Here is a 26242-nt window from a genome sequence, read left to right as displayed (position 1 = left end):
CTAGGAAGATCTGCAAAGACGGCAGGGTCTATTTTGGTCCTTCAACCCAGCCCGAAGGTTTTTTTCCGGGACGGCTTGGCGTTATGTCTTCAAAATCCCCATCAATGATGTCGCCGCTTCCAGCGGGGTGGTCCCTGTGGGGATGTCCGCGCTCCTGTCCTGGCCGCTGCCCATGCATGGCGCCGGATCCCATCTGGAACTGCGACACTGTTACCCGCTTGCTGATATAGTGATACACCGCAATCCGCACCGGGGGCATCAACAGGGCAAAGCCAATGGCGTCAGTGAAAAATCCGGGCGTGAGCAGCAGCGCACCAGCAAACAGGATCATCGCACCATGGGCCAGAGGTTCAGCCGGATCCGACAGGTTTTGAAATGAGTTACGCATCTGTCCCAGCGCCAGCCGCCCCTGCGACCGCACCAGGGCAGTTCCCAGCACTGCAGTCAGCACCACAATGGCCAATGTCGGCCATAGGCCAATGGCGCCGCCCACCTGTATGAACAGGCCAATTTCAATAAGTGGCACCATCAGAAAGGCGAGAAAAATATACATATAGCGGTTTCCTCTGAACAGACGCTGGACGGTAGACTTGCCACCCCCGACACCCTACATAAGGAGAGATCGCCCAGGTTTCAAACCGGGCTTGGAATATCCAGCGAGAGGTTCTTATGGAGTCGCCTTTGATTAGTCTTTTGGTTTTGGCCGGTATTGCGGTGTTTTTGATCCTGCGTCTCAGAAGCGTTCTGGGCACTCGCGAGGGTTTTGAAAAACCAGCCGTTGCCCCCTCGCAAAAGCGCAGCAGCGGACCTGATCTCGAGGTGATCGAGGGCGGACCAGACCGCGACATCACAGACTATGTCGAAGAAGGATCGCAGCCGGCAAAGGCTTTGGCGGCAATGAAGCGGGTGGAACCTTCGTTTCAGGTGGGCGAATTTGTCCAGGGCGCCCGCAGCGCTTATGAAATGATCCTGATGGGATTTGAACACGGTGAGCTGAACGATCTTCAGGGCTTTCTGGCCGAAGATGTGTTCGACAGCTTTGTCGAAGCCGTTGCGCAGCGCGAAGATCAGGGCCTGACCATTGAGGCTGAGTTCATTGGCGTGCGGGAAACCGCCGTGGTTGATGCGATCTTTGATGAGGCAAGCGGCGTGGCAGAACTGACCATGCGGTTTGTCGGCGAGCTGACCTCGGTTGTGCGCAATCGTGAAGGCGAAATCGTCGAAGGCGATGCCAAAGCGATCAAACGCCAGAAAGATACCTGGGTCTTTGCGCGCAGCATGGGCGGTGATGATCCGAACTGGCAGTTGGTGGCCACGGACGGATGAGTGCAGTGCTCCGGGATTTTTTCCGGGCAGCGGTTCTTGCGGGGGCTGCGATGACGGCCAGCGGCGCAGGTGCCGAAACCACTTACAAAATGTTGGATTTCTCTCAGCTGGATGGCTGGGAGGAAGACAATCATGCAGCGGCTCTGAAGGTATTTCTGGAGACTTGTCCCGATCTCAAGGATCAGGACTGGCAAAACCTGTGTGCCTTGGCGCAGGCTCAGGCGCAGACCTTGGCGCAGGAACAGGGCAAAGCCGGGGCGCGTAGTTTCTTTGAGTTGTTCTTTCGACCCGTGTTGATCGAGGATGGAACGCCGGGTCTGTTCACCGGCTATTTCGAACCCGAGCTGGAGGGCTCGCGGTATCGCACGTCGCGGTTTCGCTACCCGGTTTACCGCATGCCGCCCGAAGCAAAGCGCAGTAACCCCTGGCTGCCGCGTCGCGATATCCTCACCGGGCCGGTGATGCAGGGGCGGGGATTGGAAATCGCCTGGGTGGATGACCCGGTTGAGCTGTTCTTTCTGCAAATTCAAGGGTCCGGCCGTATCCGGCTGAGTGACGGCGGTACGATCAGGATCGGCTATGGTGGTGCCAATGGGCATCCCTATCGGTCAATCGGCGCCGAAATGGTCCGGCGTGGGATCTACAAGGCCCATCAGGTCAGTGCTCAGGTGATCAAGGCCTGGGTGCGGCGCAATCCGGCTGCCGGCCGCGAGTTGTTGTTGCATAACCCCTCTTATGTCTTCTTCCGGGAAATCCGCAAAATCCGTCCCTCCAAAGGTCCGGTTGGTGCCATGAACAGGTCGGTGACGACGCTGCGCACGCTGGCTGTTGATCCCAAATACACGCCGCTTGGTGCGCCGGTCTGGATGGAAAAGGGCGGTGAGACAAAAATGCACCGCTTGATGATTGCGCAGGATACGGGATCCGCTATTAAAGGCGCGCAACGCGCCGACGTTTTCTACGGCACCGGCGACAGTGCAGGCCAAGCGGCAGGTCGGCTGCGCGATCCGGGCCGGATGGTGGTTCTGTTGCCAATTCAACGCGCCTTTGCGCTGGTACCGGATGAATACTAATGAGCAGGCGCAAGCTGACTTCCGAAGAGGTTGAACTCTGGCATCAGGTGGTAGAGCACACCGAGCGCCTGCATCCGGGCAGCCATTCCTCGCCGCCCAGCCTGCCCTTGCCCAAGCCAAAACCAGCAAAGGCGCCTCAGGTGCGCCCTGAAAGCTTCTTGGAGGCTTTTGAGCTGGGAAGTAAGGCAAAACCAAAACCGCAACGGCATAGTCTGAAACCAACGCCAGCCAAGGCGCTGGCTGCAAGCCCCTTGCAGATGGATGAAAAAGCCTTTCGCCGGATGAAACGTGGCAAATTGAAACCCGAAGGGAAACTGGATCTGCACGGGATGCGGGTGGATAGCGCCCATCCGGCGCTGACCCGGTTTATCCTGTCTGCACAGGCCTCGGGCAAACGTCTGGTTCTGGTGGTCACGGGCAAGGGTAAAGATCGCGATGAGCCCGGCCCCATCCCGGTACCGCGTGGTGTGTTGCGCCATCACGTGCCGCAATGGCTGGCGCTGCCGCCACTGGCGCAGGCTGTTTTGCAAGTGAGCCAGTCCCACGTCACTCATGGGGGCGAAGGCGCGTATTATGTCTACCTGCGTCGCACCCGTTAGGCCAGGGTCAGGATCTTAACCACCAGTTCAGCGCTCGCCGCCGGTGAGGGTGAACAACACGGCCTCGCCCACATTTGTTTTACCTAGACCAGCGCTTGGCACAACTTTGGTGAACTCCGCTACATCATGGGGTCTGGCATCAAAGGCTTTTTCGGTGACCTGTGCCTCAACCAACAAGGTCAAAAGCGTGGGCGATGTGGCCGCAACAAAATGACCAGATTCCGCATTTTCAGAAAAGGCAGTTGTGTCGATAATATCTATGGGCAGGTCTGACACCGCCTCGATGGAGCTGAGACTGCCCAGGCGCTCGCGGCTATAGGTTCCGCGAATACGTCTGGAGATGTTGAGAATGGTATCTTTGCTCGACACAAAGACGACAAAGGGTTCAGGCACCTTGTTGAACTGCCGTATCTGACTGCGAAACACATCCAGATCCAGGTCCGGCGAGATCAGGATGACCCCGGCTAGGTTCTGCTCTGCCCAATTTGGGGATCTGATTTCGATCTGCCGCAGGGCCTCCATTGTCAGGACAGAGCCCATGGAATGGGCCACCAGGATGATCCGCCGCGCCTCTGAGTTTTTCAGGCGACGCAAAAGCTGCTCCAACCCATCGCGGGCAAACATCACGCTATCGCCGTCATAGGCATAGCCCAAAGGACTGCCCAGGCTTGGCCAGGAATACACCACCGTTGCGCCCGGCGTATTCAGATCATGGGTAAGCTGGGCCGCACGAAAAGCGGTCTCGGCCTGGGTGCTGTTGTATCCATGCACAAAGACAACCACGTCCCGGCTGTTGGCAGGGGACTGACGCAGCACAGCATTCAGGCGGCGGTCAAAATCACCAGGGTTTTGAAACCGGTGACGCGCGGCCAGGGTGAATTGGGTTTCTGGGTCTGGGTCAGCATATCCGAACTCCAGTTTTCCCAGCGTGTGATTTGGCGGAATGGAGACTGTCAGCTCCAGCAGGCTGTTGTCTTCGCTTCGTTCCGGGCCAAAGGATCCATCTGGCAGTTCAACCCGGTTTGTGGCGACAAATATGGTTTTGGGGGTGCCAAGCTCCAATGCCTCGGGGGTGACCGGAGACAGGCTGCGATCGGTGCAACCCAGGGTCAGACAAAGGCTGAGACCAGCAGCCAAACGGAGGAAAATCATAAATAACCTTTGGTGAAACATGCCGGATAAACTGGCCATAGGCTAGCAAGCCTACAGCCAGATGAAAATACATCTCTGTTGGGGGACAGCCCCGGCGCTACACCCTTTGCTACAGCACGTAGCGACTGAGGTCGCTTTTGCTGGCCAGCTCGCCCAGGTGTTTGCTGACAAAGCTGGCATTGACGATGATCTTTTCGCCGCCCTGCTCCGGGGCATTAAAAGACAGATCCTCAAACACCCGTTCAATCACCGTATACAAACGACGCGCGCCGATGTTTTCCACAGAATGGTTTACCTCGGCTGCGATCTTGGCCAGCGCAGAAATGCCATCTTCGGTAAAGGTCACCTCGACATCTTCGGTTTTCATCAGCGCAGTATATTGCAGGGTGAGCGCATTGTCGGTTTCGGTCAGGATGCGGACAAAATCGGCTTCGCTCAGGCTGCGCAAATTGACCCGGATCGGCAGACGCCCCTGCAATTCTGGCAACAGATCAGAGGGTTTGGCGACATGAAAGGCACCGGAGGCAATGAACAGGATGTGGTCGGTTTTGATGGGACCATGTTTGGTGCTGACAGTGGTGCCCTCGATCAGCGGCAACAGATCCCGCTGCACACCTTCACGGCTGACATCGCCGCCGCGGGCATCTGATCGGGCGCAGACCTTGTCGATCTCATCCAGAAAGACAATGCCGCTTTGCTCTACGGATTCAATGGCGGCGCGGTTAACGACCTCATCATCCAGCAATTTGTCAGCCTCGTCGCCGATCAGCACATCATAGCTTTCGGCAACGGTCATCTTTTTGCGCACCGTACGCCCGCCCATTGCCTTGCCCAGCAGATCGCCGATGTTGAGCACCCCCATATTGCCGCCGCCAGGCTGGCCGGGGACATCAAACATATTGCCCATCGGGTTGGAGCTGTCAGCGACATCCAGTTCGATCAGCGCATCGTCAAGCTGCCCTGCACGTAGTTTTTTACGGAATACTTCGCGGGTGATTTCGCGGGCATCCTCGCCGGCCAGGGCGCTGATGACCCGCTCTTCAGCGGCTTTCTGAGCCTTGGCCGTGACGTCTTCGCGCATGAAGGCACGGGTCTGAACGATGGCGCTGTCCACCAGATCGCGAATGATCTGTTCCACGTCGCGGCCCACATAGCCGACTTCGGTGAATTTGGTTGCCTCCACCTTGATGAATGGCGCCCGGGCCAGCTTTGCCAGCCGGCGCGAGATTTCGGTTTTACCGACACCGGTGGGCCCGATCATCAGGATGTTCTTTGGGTATACCTCGTCGCGCAGATCGTCTGACAGCTGCTTACGGCGCCAGCGGTTGCGCATGGCTACAGCCACTGCGCGTTTTGCATCGGCTTGGCCAATAATAAAGCGGTCAAGTTCAGAAACGATTTCGCGGGGGGTCAGGTCTGTCATGGGATGTCCCGTTTAGTGAGAGGGAGGCAGGCGGTGCAGCGGCAACACTCCAGCCAAAGGAGAGAGCAAGGCCGCCCGGATCCGGGCCCAGAAGGCACCAAGGATCACCAGGAAGAAGCCAAGCAGAAGGACGGTCATAGCGGCACCCTCGCCGTCAAAAACGGTGCCGGCCAGGGTCACGCTGTAGCCGATTGCGGCGATGAGGAAAGACCGGCGGTCAATCACAATGGCCACCAGGGCAAAACCCAGCAGCACCGCAACAAGTGTCATCTGGGCGCTGGAGGTGCCGCTTTCCAGCAGGCTGAGCGCGATGGTGTTGACCAGTGCGGGGGCGGCAACAACATGCAGCCAGAACCCCTGTGCCGCGCGGCGGGTGACACGATGAGGATCGCTGAGGTCAAACAGCATCGCCACCGCAAAGACGGCAATCCCAACGGCTAGGGTCACCCAGGCAAAGGGACCAGAGGCGGAAAACAGGAAGAAGTCGCTGATCCCCTCCGGGCGGCCCGCTTGTTCTGCTGCCACCATCAGGGTCAGCGCAAAGACGCCAAGGGCAATCAGCGCCATGGCAAAGGGCACGCGGAAGCGCAGCCAGAACAGCGCCACCGCAGCAGTGGTCAGCGCCATTGGCAGCGGCAGGCTGGAAAGATCGTTCTGCGCCACCATAAAGGGCTCGGAAAAGAAGGCGGTGATGCCGGTCCCGGCATTTGCAGCCCATAAAAGAGACAGGGCAATGGCCGGGGCGATCATGCGGCGACGGCGGATAAAATACTCGGCAAAGATCCACAGCACCACGGCCCCCAGAGCCGCAGAGGAGATGGTTTTCTCGACATACCCCCCCAAAGAGCCAGCGATATAGGCAGCGGTGACCGCTGCCCAGCCCGAAGCCAGGATGAGCATACCGATGACGATGAATATCTCGTTGAACCCTTTGAACAGCTCAAAGGGTTCATCACCCGGTGCCAGATCTTCGCGCGCACCACGCCGGCTATGAGACATCGCCAGCAATGAGGCCGCCTGGGCCTCGCTGATCAGGCCAGATCCAACGGCGGCGCGAATGTCGTTCTGGTCGATCTGGCTCACATCAGCTCTCCGAGGTGGTTTTATCTGTGCCAGTTTCGGCAGCGATGCTTTCGACGGTCAGTTGCCCATTTGTATAGACGCAGATATCAGCGGCAATCGCCATGGCGTCGCGGGCAATGGCTTCGGCGTTGCGGTCACTGTCCATCATACCACGGGCAGCAGCGAGGGCAAAATTCCCGCCCGATCCAATAGCGGCCACATTATTTTCTGGCTCCAGCACATCCCCTGCCCCGGTGATCACCAAAAGCTCGGTGCCGTCGGTGACAATCAGCATGGCTTCGAGTTTTTGCAGGTATTTATCGGTGCGCCAGTCCTTGGCCAGTTCAACACTGGCCCGCGCCAGCTGACCCGGCGAGGCTTCCAGCTTGGCCTCCAGCCGTTCCAGCAGGGTAAAGGCATCTGCGGTGGATCCAGCAAAGCCAACGACAACGTCAAAGCCTCCTGGGGACAGACGACGCACCTTGCGGGCGGTGCCTTTGATCACGGTCTGCCCCAGCGAGACCTGACCATCGCCGGCAACAACCACTTCATCACCCTTTTTGACACCAATAATGGTGGTTCCGTGCCAGCCGGGAAATTGATCATCTGCCATTTATGCCTCCAGTTTTGTTGCCTTCTATATGGATCCATCTCCGATCCGGTACAAGGCTCGGTCGGGGCGGCCTGTTTTCCCGGCTTTCAGCATGATGCCCAATCAGCATGACGCCTAAAGAGGGCGTTAATAAATTGCTTACTTGCTATGCACAGAACGCAAATCAGGGCTGTTTAATGGGCAATTGTAGGACTCAGTAAGCCCTCCTACATGGGGCGTAGAAACAGACAACACGAACACACACGAATTTAAAGGACTAGTGCAATGACGACCGCAAACCTCCATGCGCCGCTGGGCGCAGTCTCCGTTCTTCGTTTGGTTGACGGAATCATGAATTTCAAAACCAACCTGGTTGAGTGGAATGAATCCCGTCAGACCCGCAAAGCGCTGTCGCAGCTCTCTGCGGCACAGCTGGAAGACATCGGCGTGACCCGCGCGGATATCGACAAACTGTGAGACCCACAGACCGGGTGCAGAAGCACCAGACGCGATAAGCCGCTCCAGTTTGGGGCGGCTTTGTCTTTTTCAGGAGCTGAGCTTGTAGCTGGCAGACTGATCCGGCAACCAGGCTTCAATCGCGGCCGTGGCCACCACATGCACCCCATCGGACGCGGGGTCAGTGACATTCAAGCCGCCTTTGACAGCCCGCACTGTGGCGCGTCCGCGTGGCAGATCCTGTGCCACAAGATCACAATCCACCTGCGCCGGATCCTGCACCGCAATGGTGACATCAACCCGCATCTCGCCATGATCAATGCCCAGCTTGGAAAACAGCGTGATCGAGGAATGGTGCAAGGCATCCTGCACCGCACGGCGCGCTGCCTTGGTGTAGTCCTGACCATATAGATCGTTGCCGGTGCCCATTTCTAAAATGATACGTTTTTCGCTCATGACTGGCGCTCCATATCAAAGGAAACAATGACTGCAGCATTGGCAATGATGGTCACGCCCGCGCCATCAGGTTTTGCCACGTCCAATCCGCCCTTTGTCACCGTGATATTGGGTTGGCCATAGGGAAAGATTGCTTTCAACGCCGCCACATCCACCAGTTCCGGTTTTTCCAGACCAATTTCCGCATCAATGATCATGGCTTCTTTGGGGAAATCAAACAGCTCTGCGATGCTTACCGAATTATGCCAGAGCGCATCCTTGATCGCGCGCTTTGCTGCCTCGGTGTAATCCTGCCGTCTGAGCGAGCTGCCCATTCCGAATTCCACCAATACTCTTGTCTTGGCCATGGCTGTCTCCCAGTCGTTTTCTTCCGCCACTCTCCGCGCCACGGCCCAAAAGAAAACCCCATATCTTCATTTGGCCAAAAATATCCCGGGGGAGCCGCCTGCGGCGACGGAGACAGGCCCCCTGCCTGACGAATGCGCACAACGATCTGGCCAGATCAGCGAGGCTCAGGCAACGGCCCGCATCATATGGCCCGCATCATATCGCGAATTTTAACCGCCTTTTCAAAATGGTCCAGCTTATGGTTACGGATCCACCAGGTTGCCACCTGCATCAACAGCTCAGGGTCATCGTTTTTGTTCTTGAAAAAGGCGTAAAAGGACAGACCAACGCCCTCCCCTTTCTTGGCGATCTTATCGCTGCAGGTGGTAATGGCCTTTTGGCGAAATTCCGGTGTCATAAAACTGTCCTTGAAATGAAAAAGACGCCCCCATCCGGGGACGTCTTTCGAAAATTCTGTGCTGATCGGATCAGATGGACTCGTTGATCCAGCTCTGCAGCGCGGCCTTGGGGGCGGCGCCGGCACGGTTCGACACAACCTGGCCATCCTTAAAGATAAACAGCGCCGGAATGCCGCGCACGCCCATGGCAGCTGCGGAGTTCGGGTTGCTGTCCACATCCACTTTGACGACTTTTACCTTGTCGCCATACTCTGCCGCCAGCTCTTCCAGAGCGGGGCCGATCTGTTTGCAAGGACCACACCATTCGGCCCAGAAGTCCACCACAACGGGGACTGCGGAATTCTTGACTTCGGCGTCAAATGTTTCGTCGGTGACGGCTACGGTGGACATGGGAATGTCTCCTGAGATCTATGGCAACTGGAGTTGGAACCTAGGTAGAGCGTAACAGATCGTCAAGGTTCCAACACCTCCTTGAGCGCATCTGTCACAAGATCGTGCGGCAGGCTCATCAGGCTGGCGGTGCGGGTCCACAAAAGCGCAGTCTCAATCTGGCGGCCCGGGTAGATCTGCGTCAGGGCATGGCCATAGGCCGCCATCTGTCGCAACAGGCCCTTGGGGCAGTGTCGCGCGCTTTCGGGAACCTGCGCATTGGATTTGAAATCCACCGCCAACACCCTCTCGGGCGTTACGATCAGCCGGTCAATGATACCATAAAGGCGCTGCTCTCCCAGCTGGGCTGTGATCGGCACCTCTGCCAGGGTCTCAGGGGCAAAAATGGATGCCAGCGCCGGGTTTTCCAGAACCGCGCTTGCCTCAGATAAAAGCTCCTCCCGATCAGCGGCTTCTGGCAGCAGGCGCTTGGCCAGGGTCTGCCAGTCGGCACGGGGTGTTTGCGGCAAATACTCCAGCAGCAGATGCAGCCTGCTGCCACGTGCCATGGCTTCTTCCTCGTCCAACCCCTGATCCCCGGGCAAGGCCTTGGCGCCACCTAGATCGGAGGGTTTGAGCGTCTGCGCCGGCGGCAGATAGCAGGGCGCTGGTCGGGTAAAGACCTCGGGCAACACTGACGCGGATTTTTCCGCCACCTCTCGGGCTACAAAATCCAGCCCGTCCCAGTCGCCATGGGCCAGCCGCAGGCCCTCGCCGCCGGGCAGATCGCAGGTGGTGGCCCCGCCTTCGCGCATCGCCGCCTCGACCCGCTGATACCAGCTGTCGCCCTCTTTCGACAGCGTTCCGGCTGTGGCTACAATCAGCCATTTCTCGGCGCGGGTCAGTGCCACATAGAGCAGCCTGAGCCGTTCGTTCTGCTGCTTTTCCTGCGCCGCCTCGCGGGCAGAAAACAACAGTTCTGGCATCTGATCCTTGGGCAATTTCCACACAGGGGTGCCATCCGCCACCATGATTTCCGCATCACTGGGGGCGTTGCGTTTGGCGGTATCGGGCAGGATCACAATTGGCGCTTCCAACCCTTTGGAGCCATGTACCGACATCACCCGGATCATATCACCCGAGGCGCCCATCTGGCGTTTGATCTCCAGATCATCGGTCTGCATCCAGACCAGAAACCCGGTGAGGCTGGGAATATCAGAGCGTTCATAGGCCAGCGCCTGAGACAGCAGCGCATTGATGCCATCCTCGGCCTCCGGTCCCAATCGGCCCAGCAATTTCTGCCGCCCCTGGTGGCGGGTCAGGATGCGTTCGATCAGATCAAAGGGCCGCAGGAAATCGGTCTGATCGCGCAGGTCATCCAGCACCGCCAGGGTGTCTGGAAACTCTTGGCGCCGGTCGCGCAGGGCCGGCCACAGATGTTTGCCGCTGCGGCGGTGGGCCAGATCAAACAGCATCTGTTCGGACCAGCCAAACAGTGGCGACTTCAGCACCTCGGCCAGGGCCAGCGAATCCTCTGGTGTCGCCAAAAAGGACAAGAGCGCGGCGATGTCCTTGACTGCCAGTTCTGCCCCGACTTTGAGCCGATCTGCGCCGGCAATGGGCAGCTCGGCATTCTTGCAGGCGCGGATGATCTCGGAAAACAGCTCAGACCGGCGTTGCACCAGAATAAGAAAATCACCTGCATGTACCGGACGGCGCTGAAAGGTTCCACGGGTGGGGCCATCCTCGGGGATGGTCACGCCGCTGTCGATCATCGCCTTGATCTGGCCGGCAATGCGTTCCGCCAGAATAACCGTGTGATGGCGGCTGCCGGGGCGATCCACCGGGTCGGTCCAATCACTGTCATCGTCGTCGTCGGTTTTGTCCACGGCAGGCCACAGGTCCACCCTGCCAGGCAGGTCAGATTTAAAGGCACGGTGCAGGGCGTCGCTGTGGAACCCGGCGCGCGGGCTGTCCTTGAACACCAGATCTACCAGCCGCAGAATTGCAGCAGAGGAGCGGAAGGAAAACTCCAGGGCGGCGTTTTGCAGGTTTGAGCCGGATTCGGACAGGCGATTGGCAAATTCCACCTGCATCCGGTCAAAGGCATCCGGGTCAGCGCCCTGAAAGGAATAGATTGACTGCTTTTTGTCGCCGACCACAAAGATCGTCCGCTCCACATCTGAGCGCGCGCCGATCCCGGCGGTGAATTCCTGGGCCAGCTTTTCGATCACGTCCCATTGCACCGGGCTGGTGTCCTGGGCCTCATCCACCAGAATGTGGTCGATGCCCCCGTCCAGGCGGTACAGCACCCAGGCGGCCACCGCCGGATCGTTCAACAACTGGCGGGCGTTGAGGATCAGGTCATCAAAGTCGAGCCAGCCACGCTGCTGTTTGCGCGCCTCATATTCTGGCAGGAAGGCCTGGGCAAACTGATGCAGGTCGTGGGATTTTCGCGCCGCCACCAGGGCCAGCCGTTTGGCGCGGGCGTCTTCCACCCGCAGCATCAGCGGCTCTAGCTGGTCCATCAGGCTGACATTTGCTTCGCGCAGCTTCTTGGTGGGGAATTTGCCAATCTTGGCTGTAAACGGCTCAGCGGCGCCGGCCCCTGTCAGAAAGATGTCTTCCAGTGTGGCCAGATCACCCAGTGTCGGGGTGGTGATCCCCGCCAGTTTGGCAGCGGCGCGTTGATCTGTGGTGCCGCCGGTTTCCAACATGGCGCGGGTGCGTGACAGCAGCTCTGCCTCGCCGCCTAGATACACCAGCGCCTCCAGCGCGGCCTGATCAAACCCATCGGCAAGATCAAACCGGGCCAGCAATGCAGACCAATCCAGTTTTGTTTCGAACTCGGCGCGGCGCTGACACAGGGCGGCGGTGAGGTCTTCAAAATCGCTGCCGCCAACATGGCGCGCCAGCGGTTCTACCAGATGCGCCAGCTCTCCCTTGGCCATGTCCTCGACAATCTCGGCCCGCAACAGGGATGCGGCGCGGTCTTCCATCTCGGAAAACTGCGGGCTGACGCCGGCCTCCAGCGGGAAACGCCGAAGCAGGGAGGAGCAAAACGAATGGATGGTCTGGATCTTCAGCCCACCCGGGGTTTCAATCGCGCGGGCAAACAGGGTGCGCGCCTGGGCCAGATCCTCAGAAGCGGTATTGGTTTCCCCCAACTCGCTGAGCGCAGCGGTGAGCTGATCATCGCGCAGCATCGCCCATTCCCCCAGCCGCTGAAACAGACGGTTCTGCATCTCGCTGGCGGCGGCCTTGGTATAGGTGAGGCAAAGAATATGCTGTGGCTGCACACCTTTGAGCAGCAGTCGCGCCACCCGGTCCGTCAGAACCTTGGTCTTGCCCGAGCCGGCATTGGCCGCCAGCCAGGTGGAAGCGTCAGGCCGGGCGGCGCGAAACTGCGCCTCAGAGGCGGCATCGCGGTGTTTTGGGGCACTGCTGCTCATGTCAGATCCTCGGGTTCGGGCGTGGCGCTGCGGTCCCATTCGCCAAACCGGGCCAGGTGGTCATAATCGCCGGCAATGTCATCGCGGTGCACCATGCGGCGGCTGGAATAGCCCTGGTCCTGTTCAAAATAGGCACCAATCAACTGTTTCAACTCTTCCCAGATCTTGGCCGGGGGCTGATCCTGTAGCGGCGCAGGCACTTCTTTCAGGGTGCTGCCCAGCCCGATAAAGGCGGCGCGGGCGACCTCGGCGGGGCCGATCTCCTTAAAGGCGCCTTCTTCGGCCATGGCGGCCTCGATCAGCAGCTGTTTTTCAAACTTCTTTTGTTGCGCTTCGGAGGGGGGGGCGCCGGTTTTGTAGTCATAAAGATGCAAAAAGCCGCGATCGTCCTGATCAATGCGGTCAGCGCGACAGGCGATGGTGAAATCCAAAGGCTGCAACCGGGCCTCGCCCAGGGCTTCCAGTTTTAGGGGTTTGCCGCGGGACTGTCGGTTTTGCTCCGCCAGGATGAAATCCCCTGCCAGGCGCTGGATCCGGCTGAGCCACAACATCCGCGCCACCGGCCAGGGCACATCCCGCTCCAGCAGGCTGCGGGCGGTTTCAATCAGGTATTCAGGGGTCAGGCGGCTGGGGTCTTCCAGGCTGTCGCGAATGAACACCTCAAAAATTTCATGCACCACGATGCCACGCAGCAGGGCATCTGGTTCCTGCACCAGCGGGTTCAAAGGCTTTAGGCGCAGCACGTGTTTGGCGTAGATCGCATAAGGGTCACGGATCAGGCGTGGGATTTCGGTGATGGTCAGCCGACGCGGGCGGCTGGCAACGGGCGGGCGCGGGGAGGGGCGTGGGGCACTTGGCAACTCGGTTGGTTGTTCCAAAGCCTCTGCCCAGCCTAGCCATTCCTGCCCACGTTGCCGCATCGCATCCAGGGCCGCTTTCCCGCCCTGATCCGGCAGCCCGGAGAGCAGGTTTGTCAGGCGGTTGAGCCAACGGGAGGCCACTGTGTCGGCCTCATCCGAGCGGGCGGCGCGGGTCAGCCAGACCTCGGGTGCGGCAATGGCCTGCTGGAAATCATGCGCCGACAGGCCAATACGGCGTTCGGGCAGCAGCAATCCGGCCTGATGGCGCAGCTGTCGGTTCAGCCAGGGATCGGGTTTGGCCGCTTCCGGCCAGCTGCCCTCATTCAGGCCGCCCAGAATCACCAGATCGGCACCCTGCACCCGGGCCTCCAACGTGCCCCAGATCATGATAGATCCATAGGGCGCGTCGCGGTCCCGCACCTCGCCCTGGGACAGGATGGCGGACAAAAGATCGGCAAAATCACGGGCTGACATCGCGCCGCCATAGGCAGCCTCAGCCTCCAGGTTGGAAAAGACCGCGCGCGCCTCTTGCCCGGCTTTCTTATCCCACAGGGTGCCGCATTCCCCCTCTGCCAGCACCTGACTGCCGGCGGCAATGGCCTCGGCGCGGGTGCGCAGCAGCGCCACCCAATCGGTCAAATGCAGTGTTTTGGCGACCTGCTGGTCGGCAAAGTTTTGCGACAGCCACTCCGTCCAACCGGGCGTCAGGGCGCGGTCCGTCCCAAAGGCTTCAAAGCTTGCCGCATCGGGAAAGGGCGGGCCATTGCGGCGCAGGTCCAGCTCAAAATCACGGGTGTGGCGCAGATGTTCGCCGCGCGCCGCAGCGGCGCTGGCGCCATCATGGGTGAGCGGATGTTTCAGCAGCGTGAGCAATGCATCCGCCGTGAGCGGCCGGCAAAACAGCTCTGCCACGTGGCGCAGGAAACGCCCCGGAGGCGTCAGCTGTAGCGGCAGGCCGGCGGAATCATCGGGCAAGATGCCCCAGCGATCCAATGCGGCGGACACCAGCCGGGTGAGCATACGATCCGGCGAGATCAGCGCGGCGGTTTTGCCGTCCTCGGCGGCCTGGCGCAGGCGCAGGGCAATCGCCAGGGCCTCGGCACGGGGGTTTGCAGCCTCCACCAGGGTGACATCGGCGCAGGCCTCGTCCAGTTCGGTGAGCTTTGGGCCTTCGCTCATCCAGGCGTGGGTGACGGGGGCGGGGCGCAGGGCCAGCGAGACCAGACGGTTGCGCGCTGGTGACGCGGGCTGATCCGGGCTCCAGCGCTGCACATCGCCGGGGTCCATGTCGAGATCCGCCACCAATTTGGCAAAGCGGTATTGCGGGTGGTCTTCGGAGGTGAGCGCATCGCGCAGGTGGTGCCAGACCTCGGGTGGTTGCTCAAAGTCAAAACCAGGCAGCACCACCGCGCCCTGGGGCAGGCGGGCGATGGCTTCCATCAGCATATGCGTGGTCCCGCGCGAACCCGTAGAGCCGGCCAGGATCACCGGATGCTGCGGCGGATCCACTTCCCATTTGGCGATCAGGGTCTCGACCATCTGGCGTTGCCGGGCCTGAGTGTCGACGGTGTCGCTATGTAGATCAACAAACTGGTCGACGATGCCGATAAACTGCTGTGCCCGTGCCCAATGCCCGGACATATCAGAGATATCCAGGTTGCGAATGACCTCGGTACTGACGCCCTCGCTTTGCATTTCATCGACCAGATTGGCCAGGCTGTCCGACAGACCATAGAGCGAGGACCGCGCTGCCAGATCGGGCTGGGCATCCAGCAGTTTGGCGATGAGCTGTGACAACTCCAACCGGCGGCGCAGCGGCGGCAGTGCCGGGGGCAAACCCTGCAGGCTGGCCTCGCGCGCTAGGTCGGTGAGCAGACGCATGCGTGGCAACAACAGGGCCGGGCCTTCCTCAAACAGGGCGCGGCAGCGGCGCATCATCCGCGAGGTATTCAGGATAACCTCGACCCGGGCCAAGTTTTCTGGCGGCAGCGATCTGCTGCGCTGGATCAACCCCTGGGCCAGGGCGCGGGGGAAATCAACGCCGTTTGGAACGGCAAAGACGCGTGGGCTGTCCTGAGGTTCAAACAACATCATTGGCAATCAGATCCTCGGCAATGGCGATCCCTTCGGGATGGCCCACATCGCACCAGTGGCCCGGATATTCCACCGCAAACAGATGGTCCCGGCTGGCGATATCGTTCCACAAAAGGTTGAGGGAAAACACATCTTCTTTAATCCGGTGCAGCCCTTCGGTTTTGAGAATCTGCACGCCGCCATAGACCAGATCTCCACCCCGGCTGATGCGGCCCTCGCTGTCGCTGGTGAAATCGCCGCTGCCTGTGCGGCCGCGGCAGCGGCTGATCGGGATACAGACCAATAGTGCGTCCATCCGCGCCGGATCCCAGGCGTTCAGCGCCACCTGAAATGGGTTTTGCCCTTTCCAGATCACATCGGTATTGGCGGTAAAGACGGGGTCCGTCCCCAGCAGCGGCAGCGCCTGACGCAGCCCGCCGCCAGTATCGAGCACCTGCGGGTTCTCATGGCTCAGCAGCACCGCCTTGGGTGCGAGATGCGCCTCCAGGGCCTGCGGCAGATAGTGCAGATTGGCAACAATCCGTTGTGGTTGGATCGCCTGAGCCAGCTGTAGCGTATGGTCGATCAGCGGCTGGCCAGCGACGGGAATCATCGGTTTGGGACAGGTCTGGGTCAGCGCCTTCATGCGGGTGCCAAAGCCGGCGGCAAAAAGCATCACATTGGGGCAGCTGTGGGGGGAATTTGCGCCGTTCATCAGCGCAGCTTTGCCAGGTTTTCAGGGGTGGGAGCAGGCAGTTTTGGCAGCAGCCATTGCGCCAGAGGGGCGAGAGCAGGGTGCTCCAAGCCGTTGATGACATGGGTCCAGACCCGTGGCATCAGCTCCAGATATTGCGGTTTGCCTAAATCCTGTGACAACCGTGCAAAAACACCAAGAATGCGGAGGTTACGCTGGACGCCAATCACCGCATAGGCACTGCGAAACCCCGAGTCGTCCAATCCGGTGGCCTGCAGGTAACGGTTGATCATCTGCGCCTCGATGGCGGCTGGCACATCACGGCGGGCGTCTTGCAGAAGCGAGACAAGATCATAGGCGGGATGTCCGATTAGGGCGTCCTGAAAATCAATCACGCCGACCTGAGCCAACCCGTTGCGTTCTGGAAGATACATCAGGTTTTGCACGTGAAAATCCCGGTGCACAAAAACCATGCTCTCTTTCACGGTGTCGCGCAGGATATCCTCAAACTGGTTTTCAAACCGGGCTTTCATGTCCGGGTTTGCCGATCCGGTGATGGCGTCGCAATAGCGCTCGATCACCAGGCAGGACATCTCGGCCATGCCGCGGGGCCCCAGAGTGTCCAGGCCGGACAGGGGAGTTGCGTCTGAGGCTTTGTGCAGTTGGACCAGAAAATCGGTGGCCAGTGCATAGAGCTGTTTTTCCTGACTGGGGTCCTGTTCAAGCACCTCGTAGAACCGTTGATCGCCCAGATCTTCGGTCAACAGAAGGCCGTTATCCGCATCCTCGCTCAGGATGGCGGGGGCGCTGACGTCAAGGGAGCGCAGGTAATTGGCGATGCGGACAAAGGGGCGAATGGTCTCGCCACTGCCCGGGGGGGCATCCATCAGGATCAAGCGGCGGCCATCCGGGCTGGTCAGCCGCTCGTAGCGGCGCGCCGAGGCATCGCCGGCCAAGGGTGCACGGCTCCAGTTTCCCCGGCCAGCGCGGTGCAAAAATGCCAATATCTGGCTGTCACGGTCTGTCATGTGCAATCTCATCCATGCGGCTTTGCCATTTGGCATCGCTCCAGGTCAGGGTCAGGTGTCGGCAATCTTCCTCTGCCGGATCAAGCGAGAACTCCAGGTGCAGCGCATGCGTCGGTGTCAGCTCGGCCAGACGATCGGGCCATTCAATCAGGCAGATGGCGTCATCAAAGGCCTCGAACAGGCCAAGTTCCTCAATCTCTTCGAGGGCAGAAAGACGGTAGAGATCCGCATGCCACAGCTCACCTGAGGGGACCTCATAGGTTTGCACCAAAGTGAATGTGGGAGAAGGCACATCTTCGGGATGTGTCATCAGCGATTGGATCAGACTGCGGGAAAAATGGGTTTTGCCTGCCCCAATCGGCCCCTCCAGCAACAGACTGTCGCCGGGGTACAACTGTGCTGCAAGCTGTTTGGCCAGCTGTGTTGTTGCCTCGGGAGAGGTCAACTGACAGGAAACTGGACTCTGTGCCGGTGTTGCAGAGGGCGGGTCAGAGAGGGCTGGATCACTGGGTTTGGTCATGGCCGTACAATGCCTCTGGGCTGCACGGGCTGCAAGCGCGAAGGGCGCAATCACCTGGTTGATGATCGCGCCCTTCTGGGTCCTGGATTTTGCCGACCCGCCGTCGTCGTCAGACAGAGCCGCTTTGATCAGTGATGGCGAACTTTTGTTGTTCTTTTGGCGGCAGGCCCGGCTCTGGGGTCTGAAAGCTGACCATGGTTGCGCCGTTCTGGATCGCAGTCACCTTGCAAAGCAGCGGCGTGCCGTCTCGCAGCTGCACCCGTGCCCACCAGGGTGTGCGGCCATCGCTGCCGGCAACAAAGTCGCGGATTTCTCCCCAGACGGGGGTTGCGCTGCAGGTGTCTTGCCAAATGCGGGCGGCATCCATGATGGAAACCTTGGCAAAGCTGGAATCGGGGTCCATTTTCCACAGCGAATGGTAGGTCTCATTCGAGAAGGTCATGGTGCCGTCATTGGCAAAAACTGCAATGGCTTCGCCCATCTGGTCCATGATCGACTGGCCCATTTCCAGCTCAGAGCGGAACTGACGGGTCAGGGTGACCTCTGCGGTGATGTCTTCAAACAAAAAGGCAATGGCACCATCGGGGTGGGGACGTCCAGACACCGAATAGACAGAGCCCGAGGGCAGCGACCATGTTTCCTGATAGCGACCTTCGGCGGCGGCCTCGAGCAGGTCTTCGATCTGGTGGCGCCAGCTGGAATAGTTCTTTGGCTCGGGCATCATGCGCTGGTCGCGCAGCCGATCAAAAAAGGTCATCAAAGTTGGCCGCGAGCTGAGAAAGCCGGCGGGCAGGGCGGTGAGATCAATCAATACCGGGTTGAACAGCACCAGCTGTCGGTTGCGGTCAAAGATTGCCAGCCCGATGGAGAGCTGGGCAAAGGTTTTTGCCAGTGTCTGCACAAAGTTGCGCTGGGCGACCTCGGCATCGACCACGGCGTTCACATCCACCGCATGGCACAGCCAGCCGGCTTCGGTTTCGGTGGTGGAGATATTGTACCACAGGCGTTTGGTGCTTTCTGGCATCGGGATCGAGATCCGTTCGGCCTTGCCGCTCTTTTTCGGCTCATCCAGATTGTCGAACATCGGTTCCGAGAATTCAGCGTCGCGGCCGCGAAGTTTATGGCTGAGATCATCATAGGCCAGGTTGGACCAGGTCACGGCGCCTTCGTCGGATTGCAGCCAGACCGGATAGGGGGCCTGATGGACTGTAGCGCGCAGGGTGGTGAGCTCTTGATCCAGGCTTTTGTTTTGTTCTTCCAAGGTGCTGCGGCGCAGCTGCACACGGGTGATGCCGTCAATCCATTCACAATGTGCTTCGCGGCTTTCGGCCGAGGCGGTGCCAGACAGAACCAGCGGCCCCACATCCTTGAGAAAACCGGGGCTTTGCGGCAGGCCGGGGTAGTTCCGGGCCAGTTGGTCCCGCAGCATGTTCCAGCTGAAATGTTCCGCGTGTTCACCGATGAATTTGCGTGCACCAGAGGACCAGCCAATCAGGTTGGTGTCGTCAAAAAGAAAGACGGCATCCGTGCGCCCGTCGCCGACCAACAGATCCTGCTCCATTCCTTTGGAACGCTGTTCGGGCGACAGCCACCAGACGGCTACGGCTGCAGTGGCGCAGCAAAGTGTGGCCAGCATCAACCACTCAATCGAGATGATGTTCTGCATATTTTTCTGCCTCTAGTCTGGACTGGTTTTCCCTATGATGGCGCGGAAATGGTTAACTGTAGTTTAATTAATTACCTAAAAATGAATAGTTAAACTTCGATCCATTTATTTTCTCCCTTAGGTACAGCATTTTCACCCACCAGGGCGTCAATTTTCTCACGCGGCCAGGTTACGTTGACAATGGCCCCGCGCCGCTCCGTTGGATGTGGCAGTGGTTTACTGGCGCCATTGGCAAAGGTCAGCTCGGCTCCGGTACGCTCTAACAAGGTTTTGGCGATGAACAATCCCAAACCCATGCCCTGATACTCGGGGCGCTGTTTTCGATCACTTTCGCTGCGTCGCCGTCGCATAAACGGATCGCCAATGCGGCCAATCAGATGCGGTGGAAACCCGCGCCCGTCGTCATAGATATGCAGGCAAATCTGATCGTCGTTCCAGGTCGCATCAATCCACACTCTGGTGCGGGAGAAATCGACGGCGTTTTGCACCAGATTGCGCAGCCCGTGAATGATCTCGGGTTTGCGCAAAATAGTTGGATGCTGAAAACTGCCATCTTCCAGCGGACCTTCATCAAACAGGATCTCCCTGCCGCGATTGAGATGGGGCTCGGCGGCTTCGTGTATCACCGTCGACAGCGGCGCCTGGCGCAGATGCAGGTCATCTTTGCCAGCCCGGCCCATGTCACGCAGGATATGGCGACAGCGCTCTGCCTGTTCGCGGATAAGCTGGGCGTCATCGCGCAGGTCGGGATGGTCTTCCAGTTCGTCAATCAGCTCTCCGCTGGCCAGCTTGATGGTGGCCAGTGGGGTGCCCAGCTCATGTGCGGCAGCAGCGACGACGCCGCCCAGATCTGTGAGCTTTTGTTCGCGCGACAGGGCAAGCTGAGTGGCGGCGACCGCATCAGACATGCGTCGCATTTCTGTACTGATGCGAAAGGAGTTGGCACCCATGAACAAAATGGCGATGACGATGGCGGTCCAATTGCCAAAAATAAAGATGTCCGGGATGCGCAGGACAAAGCCCTGCGCCGTGCGCAGCGGCATGTGGAATTCGGCCATCAGGGTGACCAGAATGATGGCAGTGCCGCCAATGATCAGGGTCGACCGAAGCCCCATCATCGCAGCGGAAATGGTCACAGGCGCAAGCACCAGCAGGGCAAAGGGATTATGCAGCCCACCTGTGAGGTAGAGAAGAAAGCCCAGCTGCAGCAGATCGAACAGCACCATCAGAAAGTTTTCAAACTCTGACAGGCGTTTATTTTCAGGAAAGACAAAGATCGCCAGCAGATTGCTGATCACCGAAACACCAATGGCCAAAAGGCACAGGCCGAGATCCAGTTGCAGATTGTAAAGCAGCTGCGCCACGGTGATGGCGATGAGCTGCCCTGCAATAGCGATCCAGCGCAGCATAATCAGGGTCCGCAGCCGGATCCAATGGCTGCGGTCTTCTCCCTGCATGAGGCCAAATTCTGTGTCGGGCATGCGAAAGCTCCTGGAGCTTGAGATATTTTACGACGGCTCGCAGACCTGTGACCATCTCGCCCAGTTGCATTGCCTGAGTTTCTTGATAGGTCTGGCGGCGAAAACGATCAACTCTCCTCCTCCAACATAAAGTGTGATCACATGGCTCGCCTCTACTCTCTTCTTGCTGTTGCATTTATCGCTGCCCTCGCTGGGGGCACTTGGTTTTTCACCCGTGGTGGGGAGACGGATCAGTTTGCACAATGTCGTGGCAGCACGATCGCCAGCGGTGGTGATGCCATTGGTGGCCCGTTTGAGCTGGTTAATAGCAAGGGCGAGACGGTGACGGACAAAGACGTCTTCACCGAGCCGTCGATTCTGTACTTTGGCTACACGTTCTGCCCGGATGTCTGCCCACTGGATGTCTCGCGCAATGCCGAAGCCATTGACGTTCTGGCTGAGCAGGGCATCAGTGCCACGCCGGTTTTTGTCTCCATCGACCCAGAGCGCGACACCCCCGAAGTGGTGGGCGATTTTGCCTATAACATGCATGAAAAGATGATCGGTCTGACGGGTTCTCTGGAGCAGATCAAGGCGGCGAGCCGGGCCTATAAGACCTATTTCAAACGCCAGCCCGGCGATGACGGTTATTATCTGGTGGATCATTCGACCTTTGCCTATCTGGTGCTTCCAGAAATTGGCTTTGTCGATTTCTTCCGCCGCGATGAAACCCCCGAACAGATTGCGGACAAGGTCAGCTGCTTTGTCGAAAACATGTAACAGCGGATGAGCTGTTTGACCTTCCTGCCCGGGTCGCTAGTATCAAATTCAAGAATGTGCTTATAAATACGCGCAAAATTGGCGGAGAACCGGGTATGGCCGAGAACGCACTGCAGGATATTGGACCAGACAAGTCACTTTTGCTTGTTGATGATGACGAACCTTTTCTGCGGCGGTTGGCCAAAGCTATGGAAAAACGCGGTTTTGAAGTAGAAACCGCTGGTTCCGTAGCCGGCGGGCGCGCCATCGCCACCGCCCGCCCCCCGGCCTTTGCCGTGGTTGATCTGCGGCTGGAAGATGGCAATGGGTTGGATGTGGTCGAAGTGCTGCGTGAAAAGCGCCCTGACAGCCGGGTTGTGGTGCTGACCGGATATGGCGCCATTGCCACCGCAGTTGCTGCGGTGAAAATTGGCGCGACGGATTATCTGTCCAAACCTGCGGATGCGGCGGATATTATGAATGCCCTGCTGAGCGGCGACGACGAATTGCCGCCGCCCCCCGAAAACCCGATGAGTGCCGACCGGGTCCGGTGGGAGCATATCCAGCGCATCTATGAGCTGTGTGACCGCAATGTTTCCGAGACCGCGAGGCGGCTCAATATGCACCGCCGGACGCTGCAGCGTATTCTGGCAAAACGCAGCCCTCGGTAGGGATCAGAATGTCAAACAACACCAGCGGACCGGAAATTGATCCGGATGGCCAGCCTCTGCCAACGGGAGGATGGTCCGAAGAGCTGCTGAATCTGGCGGACGCCTGTGTGGTGCCCCCCAAGATCAGCGCTTTGGTGCAGCCAGCTGGGGTTTTTTACGCAGATGGCAGTTATTGCCCGGAGGCGGCGCTCTGGCGCAAGTTTCGCCCCATTACCATTGAACCGGAACGGCCCAAAAGGGTGCGGGAAACCCTGCAGGGACGCTGGCTTTGGGGCGGGGTGCTTTGGGCTCATTTTGGCCATTTCCTGGTCGAAAGCTCTTCGCGTCTGTGGGCTTTGCCCAGTGTCGAAGAGGATATCAGAGGCATTATCTTTATTCCCAAACGTCCCAAAGTCGGCAAAGAGGTGCGCGGTTATCATCGTGAGTATCTCTCACTGTTTGGCACGGATTTGCCTATTCAGGTTGTCGACAGGCCAACCTGTGTAGAAGAGCTGGTGGTGCCGGGGCAGGGCTTTGGCCTGGGTAAAATCACCGTTGGGACGCGCAAATTCCGTCGCGCAGTGCATGACCGTTTTGCCACCCACATAGAGCCCGAAGGCCCGGAAAAGATCTATATTTCCCGCTCAAAACTGGGCCTGGGCAAGGGCGGGTTGTTGGGGGAAGAACAGCTGGAAACCCTGCTTGAGGGCGAAGGCTATGAGATCTTCCATCCTCAGGAACACAGTCTCACGGTGCAGGTTGCCCGTTACAAGGCCGCCAAAAAGGTGATTGCCGCCGATGGCTCTGCGTTACATCTTTTTGCCATGGTTGGCCGGCCTGACCAAGAGGTGGCGATGATCCTGCGGCGCAGTTCCGGTGCCAACAATCTGTTGGCAAAACATGTTGAGAGTTTTTGCAAATGCAATCCGGTGGTGATCGGTGGGCTGCGCGCCGAATGGGTGCCTGAAAAAGGCGGCAAATCCAGCCGGTTGAGCTTTGGTGAATTGAATCACAAGATCATTGGCGAAACCCTGTCGCGCCTTGGTTTCATCTCTGAAACAGCTGAGTGGCAGGTCTTGTCCGAGGAAGAGCGCGACCAGATTTTGCACGAAAAAGGTCTCGGTGGGCAGAGCGGTTTTGTCGAGGCCAAGCCAAAGCGCAAAAACAAGAAACCTGACTGATCCGGGCGTTGTTGCGCTGTTACAGATTGCGCAACAGATCTGCATGGCGGGCGACAAAGGCCTGACGCACCTGCAGCGGCGGCCGCAGATCAATGGCCAGCCCGGAAATGACTTCGGGTTTGGGGCGGCCAAACAGCTTGTTTGCTTCGGATTCGGAAAACCCGGCAATCTGTACCGCCTCCATCCAGGCGCTGACCTTATCCGCCCGTTTGATTTGCGCTTTGATGGTTTTTGGCAAAAGCGCTGGCAGACCAAATTTGATGTGAATGGCGGAGGTCAGGCGCTGATCCAGCTCGCTATAGCCCGGCCCAACGGCGGCTTTCACAGGAGAAATCATGTCGCCGATGACATATTCAGGCGCATCATGCAGCAGAGCTGCCAGCTGCCACTTCACCGGCGCCTTGGGGTACATGCGCGAAAACAGCACCTCTACCAGCAGCGAATGTTCTGCAACCGAATAGGCAAAATCGCCGTGCGTCTGACCGTTCCAGCGGGCCACAAAGGCCAGCCCATGGGCAATATCGCTGATTTCGATATCCATCGGGGTCGGGTCCAACAGATCCAGGCGGCGGCCTGAAAGCATACGTTGCCAGGCGCGGGCGGGTTTAGCAGGCATGGGTAAAGTCCGGTGGTAGGGCGATTGCCCCTGCCTAGCGATTTGGGTCCCGCTGTGGAAGCGATTTTATGGGGGCGACGAGGCTATTTCAGGTCGAGGTCTTGCCGGATAGCCTGCACGCGCCGGGGTGGCTTTCCAACCCGGGGCTGCGGCGATGAAAATAAAAATTTCATCAGGAAACGCGGGCTCTGGGCAGAGAATGCCCCTATATTCGTTGCTTATAAACCATTGCAATGTTACCTGCGGCGACAAAGTGAACTCGTAACCAGAACGGAGCGGACCATGGCCGAGGATTATATTGTAAAAGACATTGCGCTTGCTGAGTTTGGCCGCAAGGAATTGGACATCGCAGAAACCGAAATGCCGGGCCTGATGTCGCTGCGTGCTGAATACGGTGAAGAAAAGCCGCTGAAGGGCGCGCGCATCGTTGGCTCGCTGCATATGACCATTCAGACAGCTGTTCTGATTGAAACACTGGTGGCGCTGGGTGCCGATGTACGCTGGGCGTCCTGCAACATTTTCTCGACTCAGGACCACGCCGCTGCCGCCATCGCGCAGGCCGGTGTTCCCGTGTTTGCCATCAAGGGCCAAACCCTAGTTGAGCATTGGGACTATCTCGACCGCTCCTTCATGTTCCCAGAAGGCGCCAACCTGATCCTCGACGATGGTGGCGATGCAACACTCTATGTGCTGCTGGGCGCCCGTGTGGAAGCAGGTGAGACCGATCTGATCGAAGTGCCAACTTCGGAAGAAGAAGAAGCCATCTTTGCCCAGATCAAAAAGCGTATGGCGGCAAGCCCCGGCTGGTTCACCAAGACCCGCGAAGCGATCCTGGGTGTGTCCGAGGAAACCACCACCGGTGTTCACCGTCTGTATGAACTGCAGAAGAACGGCCAGCTGCCCTTCCCTGCGATCAACGTAAACGATTCGGTCACCAAGTCGAAGTTCGACAACAAATACGGCTGTAAGGAATCGCTGGTTGACGGCATCCGCCGCGCCACCGACACCATGATGGCCGGCAAGGTTGCCGTTGTTTGTGGCTATGGCGATGTTGGCAAAGGCTCTGCCGCTTCGCTGGCTGGTGCTGGCGCCCGCGTCAAAGTTACCGAAGTTGATCCGATCTGCGCCCTGCAGGCCGCCATGGACGGTTTTGAAGTTGTGCGTCTGGAAGATGTTGTTTCCAGCGCTGATGTCTTCATCACCACCACCGGCAACAAAGACGTGATCCGCATCGAGCATATGCGCGAGATGAAGGACATGGCGATCGTTGGCAACATCGGTCACTTTGACAACGAAATTCAGGTCGCAAGCCTGAAGAACCACAAGTGGACCAACATCAAAGAACAGGTCGACATGATCGAGATGCCTTCGGGCAGCCGTCTGATCCTGCTCTCCGAGGGTCGTCTGCTGAACCTCGGCAATGCCACCGGTCACCCGTCCTTTGTGATGTCGGCGTCGTTCACCAACCAGGTTCTGGCTCAGATCGAGCTGTGGCTGCGTGGTGATGAGTACAAAAACGAAGTCTACATCCTGCCAAAGCACCTGGATGAGAAAGTTGCCCGTCTGCACCTTGAGCGCATCGGCGTGAAACTTTCGAGCCTGACCCCTGAGCAGGCCGCCTATATCGGTGTGACCCCAGAAGGTCCCTTCAAGCCCGAGCATTACCGCTACTAAGATCCCTAATAGGGCATCGCCTGACCCTGGGTGGGGGCGTAAGCGCCCTCCCGTGGGGAGGGTCGGGCGCTGCCCGGCCGGTCAGCCGGGCCTGACATTTTGAGCTTGTTACAAAGAACGCCACCCAAGAGAATCTTTGGGTGGCGTTCTGCATTTCAGTGCCTTTTTGAACGCGCTGTTTTGCCCAAGCGATATTCTCAGCAGCTTCCATGTTGAAATGTAAGTTTGCGATGTCTCTGTTGCTTGCTGATCCCTGTTCGCACCTTGCTGCCTAGCATAAGAGCCCCAGAGTTCTTTCAGCGGGGAAAAGCAGGCGAATCTTTTCCTTTGTCTCTCGGGCGTCTGGCGTTAGGCT

The 26242-nt window shown here is 58.8% G+C and carries 25 protein-coding genes; 8 read left to right on the top strand and 17 right to left on the bottom strand.

Going from position 1 to position 26242, the window contains the following annotated elements:
- Window positions 1-28: 28 nt before the first annotated feature.
- Window positions 29-553, bottom strand: coding sequence for an FxsA family protein (locus JZI28_RS19810; RefSeq protein ID WP_375698708.1), 525 nt, complete (start codon window positions 551-553; stop codon window positions 29-31).
- A 116-nt stretch (window positions 554-669) separates the two neighbouring features.
- Here JZI28_RS19810 and JZI28_RS19805 point away from each other — a divergent pair, with 116 nt between their 5' ends.
- From JZI28_RS19805 to JZI28_RS19795, 3 genes are read left to right on the top strand one after another with little or no spacing between them, the layout of a single operon-like run.
- Window positions 670-1326, top strand: coding sequence for a Tim44/TimA family putative adaptor protein (locus JZI28_RS19805; protein ID WP_295449395.1), 657 nt, complete (start codon window positions 670-672; stop codon window positions 1324-1326).
- Entirely contained in the window at window positions 1323-2399 is a 1077-nt protein-coding gene (locus JZI28_RS19800) for a murein transglycosylase A (protein ID WP_375698707.1), read from the top strand. The genes JZI28_RS19805 and JZI28_RS19800 overlap by 4 nt, the downstream gene beginning before the upstream one ends.
- A complete protein-coding gene (locus JZI28_RS19795; RefSeq protein ID WP_295449389.1) occupies window positions 2399-2998 on the top strand; it encodes a Smr/MutS family protein in 600 nt (199 codons plus the stop codon). Before JZI28_RS19800 ends, JZI28_RS19795 begins: the two co-directional genes overlap by 1 nt.
- Window positions 2999-3025: 27 nt before the next feature.
- Here JZI28_RS19795 and JZI28_RS19790 read toward each other — a convergent pair whose 3' ends face one another.
- From JZI28_RS19790 to hslV, 4 genes are all read right to left on the bottom strand, one after another.
- Window positions 3026-4150 carry an alpha/beta hydrolase gene (locus JZI28_RS19790; RefSeq protein WP_297341596.1) on the bottom strand — a complete coding sequence of 375 codons (1125 nt, stop codon included), beginning with the start codon at window positions 4148-4150 and terminating at the stop codon, window positions 3026-3028.
- 109 nt (window positions 4151-4259) lie between these two features.
- On the bottom strand, window positions 4260-5573 hold the full coding sequence (gene hslU, locus JZI28_RS19785) for an ATP-dependent protease ATPase subunit HslU (RefSeq protein WP_353396465.1): 1314 nt from the start codon (window positions 5571-5573) through the stop codon (window positions 4260-4262).
- Between the two features lie 12 nt (window positions 5574-5585).
- Window positions 5586-6656 carry a hypothetical protein gene (locus JZI28_RS19780; RefSeq protein ID WP_375698706.1) on the bottom strand — a complete coding sequence of 357 codons (1071 nt, stop codon included), beginning with the start codon at window positions 6654-6656 and terminating at the stop codon, window positions 5586-5588.
- 1 nt (window position 6657) lies between these two features.
- Window positions 6658-7248, bottom strand: coding sequence for an ATP-dependent protease subunit HslV (gene hslV, locus JZI28_RS19775; protein ID WP_295449377.1), 591 nt, complete (start codon window positions 7246-7248; stop codon window positions 6658-6660).
- A 264-nt stretch (window positions 7249-7512) separates the two neighbouring features.
- Between hslV and JZI28_RS19770 the strand changes: the two genes are divergently transcribed.
- Window positions 7513-7704: a DUF1127 domain-containing protein gene (locus JZI28_RS19770; protein ID WP_295449374.1), complete on the top strand. Its 192-nt coding sequence runs from the start codon at window positions 7513-7515 to the stop codon at window positions 7702-7704.
- A 69-nt stretch (window positions 7705-7773) separates the two neighbouring features.
- Here JZI28_RS19770 and JZI28_RS19765 read toward each other — a convergent pair whose 3' ends face one another.
- The 11 genes from JZI28_RS19765 to regB all read right to left on the bottom strand — a co-directional run bounded on the left by JZI28_RS19765 (window position 7774) and on the right by regB (window position 21028).
- On the bottom strand, window positions 7774-8139 hold the full coding sequence (locus JZI28_RS19765) for a Lin0512 family protein (RefSeq protein ID WP_375698705.1): 366 nt from the start codon (window positions 8137-8139) through the stop codon (window positions 7774-7776).
- Window positions 8136-8486 carry a Lin0512 family protein gene (locus tag JZI28_RS19760; RefSeq protein WP_375698704.1) on the bottom strand — a complete coding sequence of 117 codons (351 nt, stop codon included), beginning with the start codon at window positions 8484-8486 and terminating at the stop codon, window positions 8136-8138. The genes JZI28_RS19765 and JZI28_RS19760 overlap by 4 nt, the downstream gene beginning before the upstream one ends.
- A gap of 182 nt (window positions 8487-8668) precedes the next feature.
- A complete protein-coding gene (locus JZI28_RS19755) occupies window positions 8669-8884 on the bottom strand; it encodes a DUF6500 family protein (protein ID WP_375698703.1) in 216 nt (71 codons plus the stop codon).
- 70 nt (window positions 8885-8954) lie between these two features.
- Window positions 8955-9275: a thioredoxin gene (gene trxA, locus JZI28_RS19750; protein ID WP_039966187.1), complete on the bottom strand. Its 321-nt coding sequence runs from the start codon at window positions 9273-9275 to the stop codon at window positions 8955-8957.
- 62 nt (window positions 9276-9337) lie between these two features.
- Window positions 9338-12706: a double-strand break repair helicase AddA gene (gene addA, locus JZI28_RS19745; protein WP_375698702.1), complete on the bottom strand. Its 3369-nt coding sequence runs from the start codon at window positions 12704-12706 to the stop codon at window positions 9338-9340.
- Window positions 12703-15657: a double-strand break repair protein AddB gene (addB, locus tag JZI28_RS19740; protein ID WP_375700132.1), complete on the bottom strand. Its 2955-nt coding sequence runs from the start codon at window positions 15655-15657 to the stop codon at window positions 12703-12705. The genes addA and addB overlap by 4 nt, the downstream gene beginning before the upstream one ends.
- Entirely contained in the window at window positions 15647-16354 is a 708-nt protein-coding gene (locus JZI28_RS19735) for a nucleotidyltransferase family protein (RefSeq protein ID WP_375698701.1), read from the bottom strand. Before JZI28_RS19735 ends, addB begins: the two co-directional genes overlap by 11 nt.
- Window positions 16354-17361: an aminoglycoside phosphotransferase family protein gene (locus JZI28_RS19730; protein WP_375698700.1), complete on the bottom strand. Its 1008-nt coding sequence runs from the start codon at window positions 17359-17361 to the stop codon at window positions 16354-16356. The genes JZI28_RS19735 and JZI28_RS19730 overlap by 1 nt, the downstream gene beginning before the upstream one ends.
- Window positions 17348-17881, bottom strand: coding sequence for a tRNA (adenosine(37)-N6)-threonylcarbamoyltransferase complex ATPase subunit type 1 TsaE (tsaE, locus tag JZI28_RS19725; RefSeq protein WP_375698699.1), 534 nt, complete (start codon window positions 17879-17881; stop codon window positions 17348-17350). Before tsaE ends, JZI28_RS19730 begins: the two co-directional genes overlap by 14 nt.
- Window positions 17882-17990: 109 nt before the next feature.
- Window positions 17991-19547, bottom strand: coding sequence for a PAS-domain containing protein (locus JZI28_RS19720; RefSeq protein ID WP_375698698.1), 1557 nt, complete (start codon window positions 19545-19547; stop codon window positions 17991-17993).
- 89 nt (window positions 19548-19636) lie between these two features.
- On the bottom strand, window positions 19637-21028 hold the full coding sequence (regB, locus tag JZI28_RS19715; RefSeq protein ID WP_295449342.1) for a sensor histidine kinase RegB: 1392 nt from the start codon (window positions 21026-21028) through the stop codon (window positions 19637-19639).
- 141 nt (window positions 21029-21169) lie between these two features.
- On the opposite strand from regB, the gene JZI28_RS19710 reads away from it, so the two are divergent.
- The 3 genes from JZI28_RS19710 (at window position 21170) to JZI28_RS19700 (ending at window position 23597) form a co-directional block, all read left to right on the top strand.
- Window positions 21170-21787 (top strand): SCO family protein, encoded by a 618-nt coding sequence (locus JZI28_RS19710; protein WP_295449339.1) that lies wholly within the window; start codon window positions 21170-21172, stop codon window positions 21785-21787.
- Between the two features lie 95 nt (window positions 21788-21882).
- Window positions 21883-22437 (top strand): ActR/PrrA/RegA family redox response regulator transcription factor, encoded by a 555-nt coding sequence (locus JZI28_RS19705; RefSeq protein WP_027242086.1) that lies wholly within the window; start codon window positions 21883-21885, stop codon window positions 22435-22437.
- A gap of 8 nt (window positions 22438-22445) precedes the next feature.
- Entirely contained in the window at window positions 22446-23597 is a 1152-nt protein-coding gene (locus JZI28_RS19700) for a DUF563 domain-containing protein (RefSeq protein WP_375698697.1), read from the top strand.
- Window positions 23598-23616: 19 nt separating this feature from the next.
- Here JZI28_RS19700 and JZI28_RS19695 read toward each other — a convergent pair whose 3' ends face one another.
- Complete coding sequence (locus JZI28_RS19695; protein ID WP_295449330.1) at window positions 23617-24213, bottom strand: HD family hydrolase; 597 nt, start codon at window positions 24211-24213, stop codon at window positions 23617-23619.
- A gap of 282 nt (window positions 24214-24495) precedes the next feature.
- Between JZI28_RS19695 and ahcY the strand changes: the two genes are divergently transcribed.
- Window positions 24496-25887 (top strand): adenosylhomocysteinase, encoded by a 1392-nt coding sequence (ahcY, locus tag JZI28_RS19690; RefSeq protein ID WP_297341714.1) that lies wholly within the window; start codon window positions 24496-24498, stop codon window positions 25885-25887.
- Window positions 25888-26242 lie beyond the last annotated feature (355 nt).

This window comes from Pseudophaeobacter sp. TrK17 (genome assembly GCF_042192375.1).
Lineage (GTDB): Bacteria > Pseudomonadota > Alphaproteobacteria > Rhodobacterales > Rhodobacteraceae > Pseudophaeobacter.
This window is presented reverse-complemented; position numbering and strand designations above follow the sequence as displayed.

Bases quoted from the DNA above. Each gene is read 5' to 3' on its own strand.
- JZI28_RS19735 (WP_375698701.1), bottom strand. From the start codon at position 16,354: ATGAACGGCGCAAATTCCCCCCACAGCTGCCCCAATGTGATGCTTTTT.
- addB (WP_375700132.1), bottom strand. From the start codon at position 15,657: ATGTTGTTTGAACCTCAGGACAGCCCACGCGTCTTTGCCGTTCCAAAC.
- addA (WP_375698702.1), bottom strand. From the start codon at position 12,706: ATGAGCAGCAGTGCCCCAAAACACCGCGATGCCGCCTCTGAGGCGCAG.
- JZI28_RS19700 (WP_375698697.1), top strand. From the start codon at position 22,446: ATGTCAAACAACACCAGCGGACCGGAAATTGATCCGGATGGCCAGCCT.
- JZI28_RS19770 (WP_295449374.1), top strand. From the start codon at position 7,513: ATGACGACCGCAAACCTCCATGCGCCGCTGGGCGCAGTCTCCGTTCTT.
- JZI28_RS19730 (WP_375698700.1), bottom strand. From the start codon at position 17,361: ATGACAGACCGTGACAGCCAGATATTGGCATTTTTGCACCGCGCTGGC.
- JZI28_RS19765 (WP_375698705.1), bottom strand. From the start codon at position 8,139: ATGAGCGAAAAACGTATCATTTTAGAAATGGGCACCGGCAACGATCTA.
- JZI28_RS19705 (WP_027242086.1), top strand. From the start codon at position 21,883: ATGGCCGAGAACGCACTGCAGGATATTGGACCAGACAAGTCACTTTTG.
- JZI28_RS19795 (WP_295449389.1), top strand. From the start codon at position 2,399: ATGAGCAGGCGCAAGCTGACTTCCGAAGAGGTTGAACTCTGGCATCAG.
- JZI28_RS19810 (WP_375698708.1), bottom strand. From the start codon at position 553: ATGTATATTTTTCTCGCCTTTCTGATGGTGCCACTTATTGAAATTGGC.
- ahcY (WP_297341714.1), top strand. From the start codon at position 24,496: ATGGCCGAGGATTATATTGTAAAAGACATTGCGCTTGCTGAGTTTGGC.
- hslU (WP_353396465.1), bottom strand. From the start codon at position 5,573: ATGACAGACCTGACCCCCCGCGAAATCGTTTCTGAACTTGACCGCTTT.
- JZI28_RS19755 (WP_375698703.1), bottom strand. From the start codon at position 8,884: ATGACACCGGAATTTCGCCAAAAGGCCATTACCACCTGCAGCGATAAG.
- hslV (WP_295449377.1), bottom strand. From the start codon at position 7,248: ATGGCAGATGATCAATTTCCCGGCTGGCACGGAACCACCATTATTGGT.
- JZI28_RS19720 (WP_375698698.1), bottom strand. From the start codon at position 19,547: ATGCAGAACATCATCTCGATTGAGTGGTTGATGCTGGCCACACTTTGC.
- JZI28_RS19790 (WP_297341596.1), bottom strand. From the start codon at position 4,150: ATGATTTTCCTCCGTTTGGCTGCTGGTCTCAGCCTTTGTCTGACCCTG.
- JZI28_RS19760 (WP_375698704.1), bottom strand. From the start codon at position 8,486: ATGGCCAAGACAAGAGTATTGGTGGAATTCGGAATGGGCAGCTCGCTC.
- JZI28_RS19710 (WP_295449339.1), top strand. From the start codon at position 21,170: ATGGCTCGCCTCTACTCTCTTCTTGCTGTTGCATTTATCGCTGCCCTC.
- JZI28_RS19695 (WP_295449330.1), bottom strand. From the start codon at position 24,213: ATGCCTGCTAAACCCGCCCGCGCCTGGCAACGTATGCTTTCAGGCCGC.
- JZI28_RS19800 (WP_375698707.1), top strand. From the start codon at position 1,323: ATGAGTGCAGTGCTCCGGGATTTTTTCCGGGCAGCGGTTCTTGCGGGG.
- tsaE (WP_375698699.1), bottom strand. From the start codon at position 17,881: ATGACCAAACCCAGTGATCCAGCCCTCTCTGACCCGCCCTCTGCAACA.
- JZI28_RS19805 (WP_295449395.1), top strand. From the start codon at position 670: ATGGAGTCGCCTTTGATTAGTCTTTTGGTTTTGGCCGGTATTGCGGTG.
- regB (WP_295449342.1), bottom strand. From the start codon at position 21,028: ATGCCCGACACAGAATTTGGCCTCATGCAGGGAGAAGACCGCAGCCAT.
- trxA (WP_039966187.1), bottom strand. From the start codon at position 9,275: ATGTCCACCGTAGCCGTCACCGACGAAACATTTGACGCCGAAGTCAAG.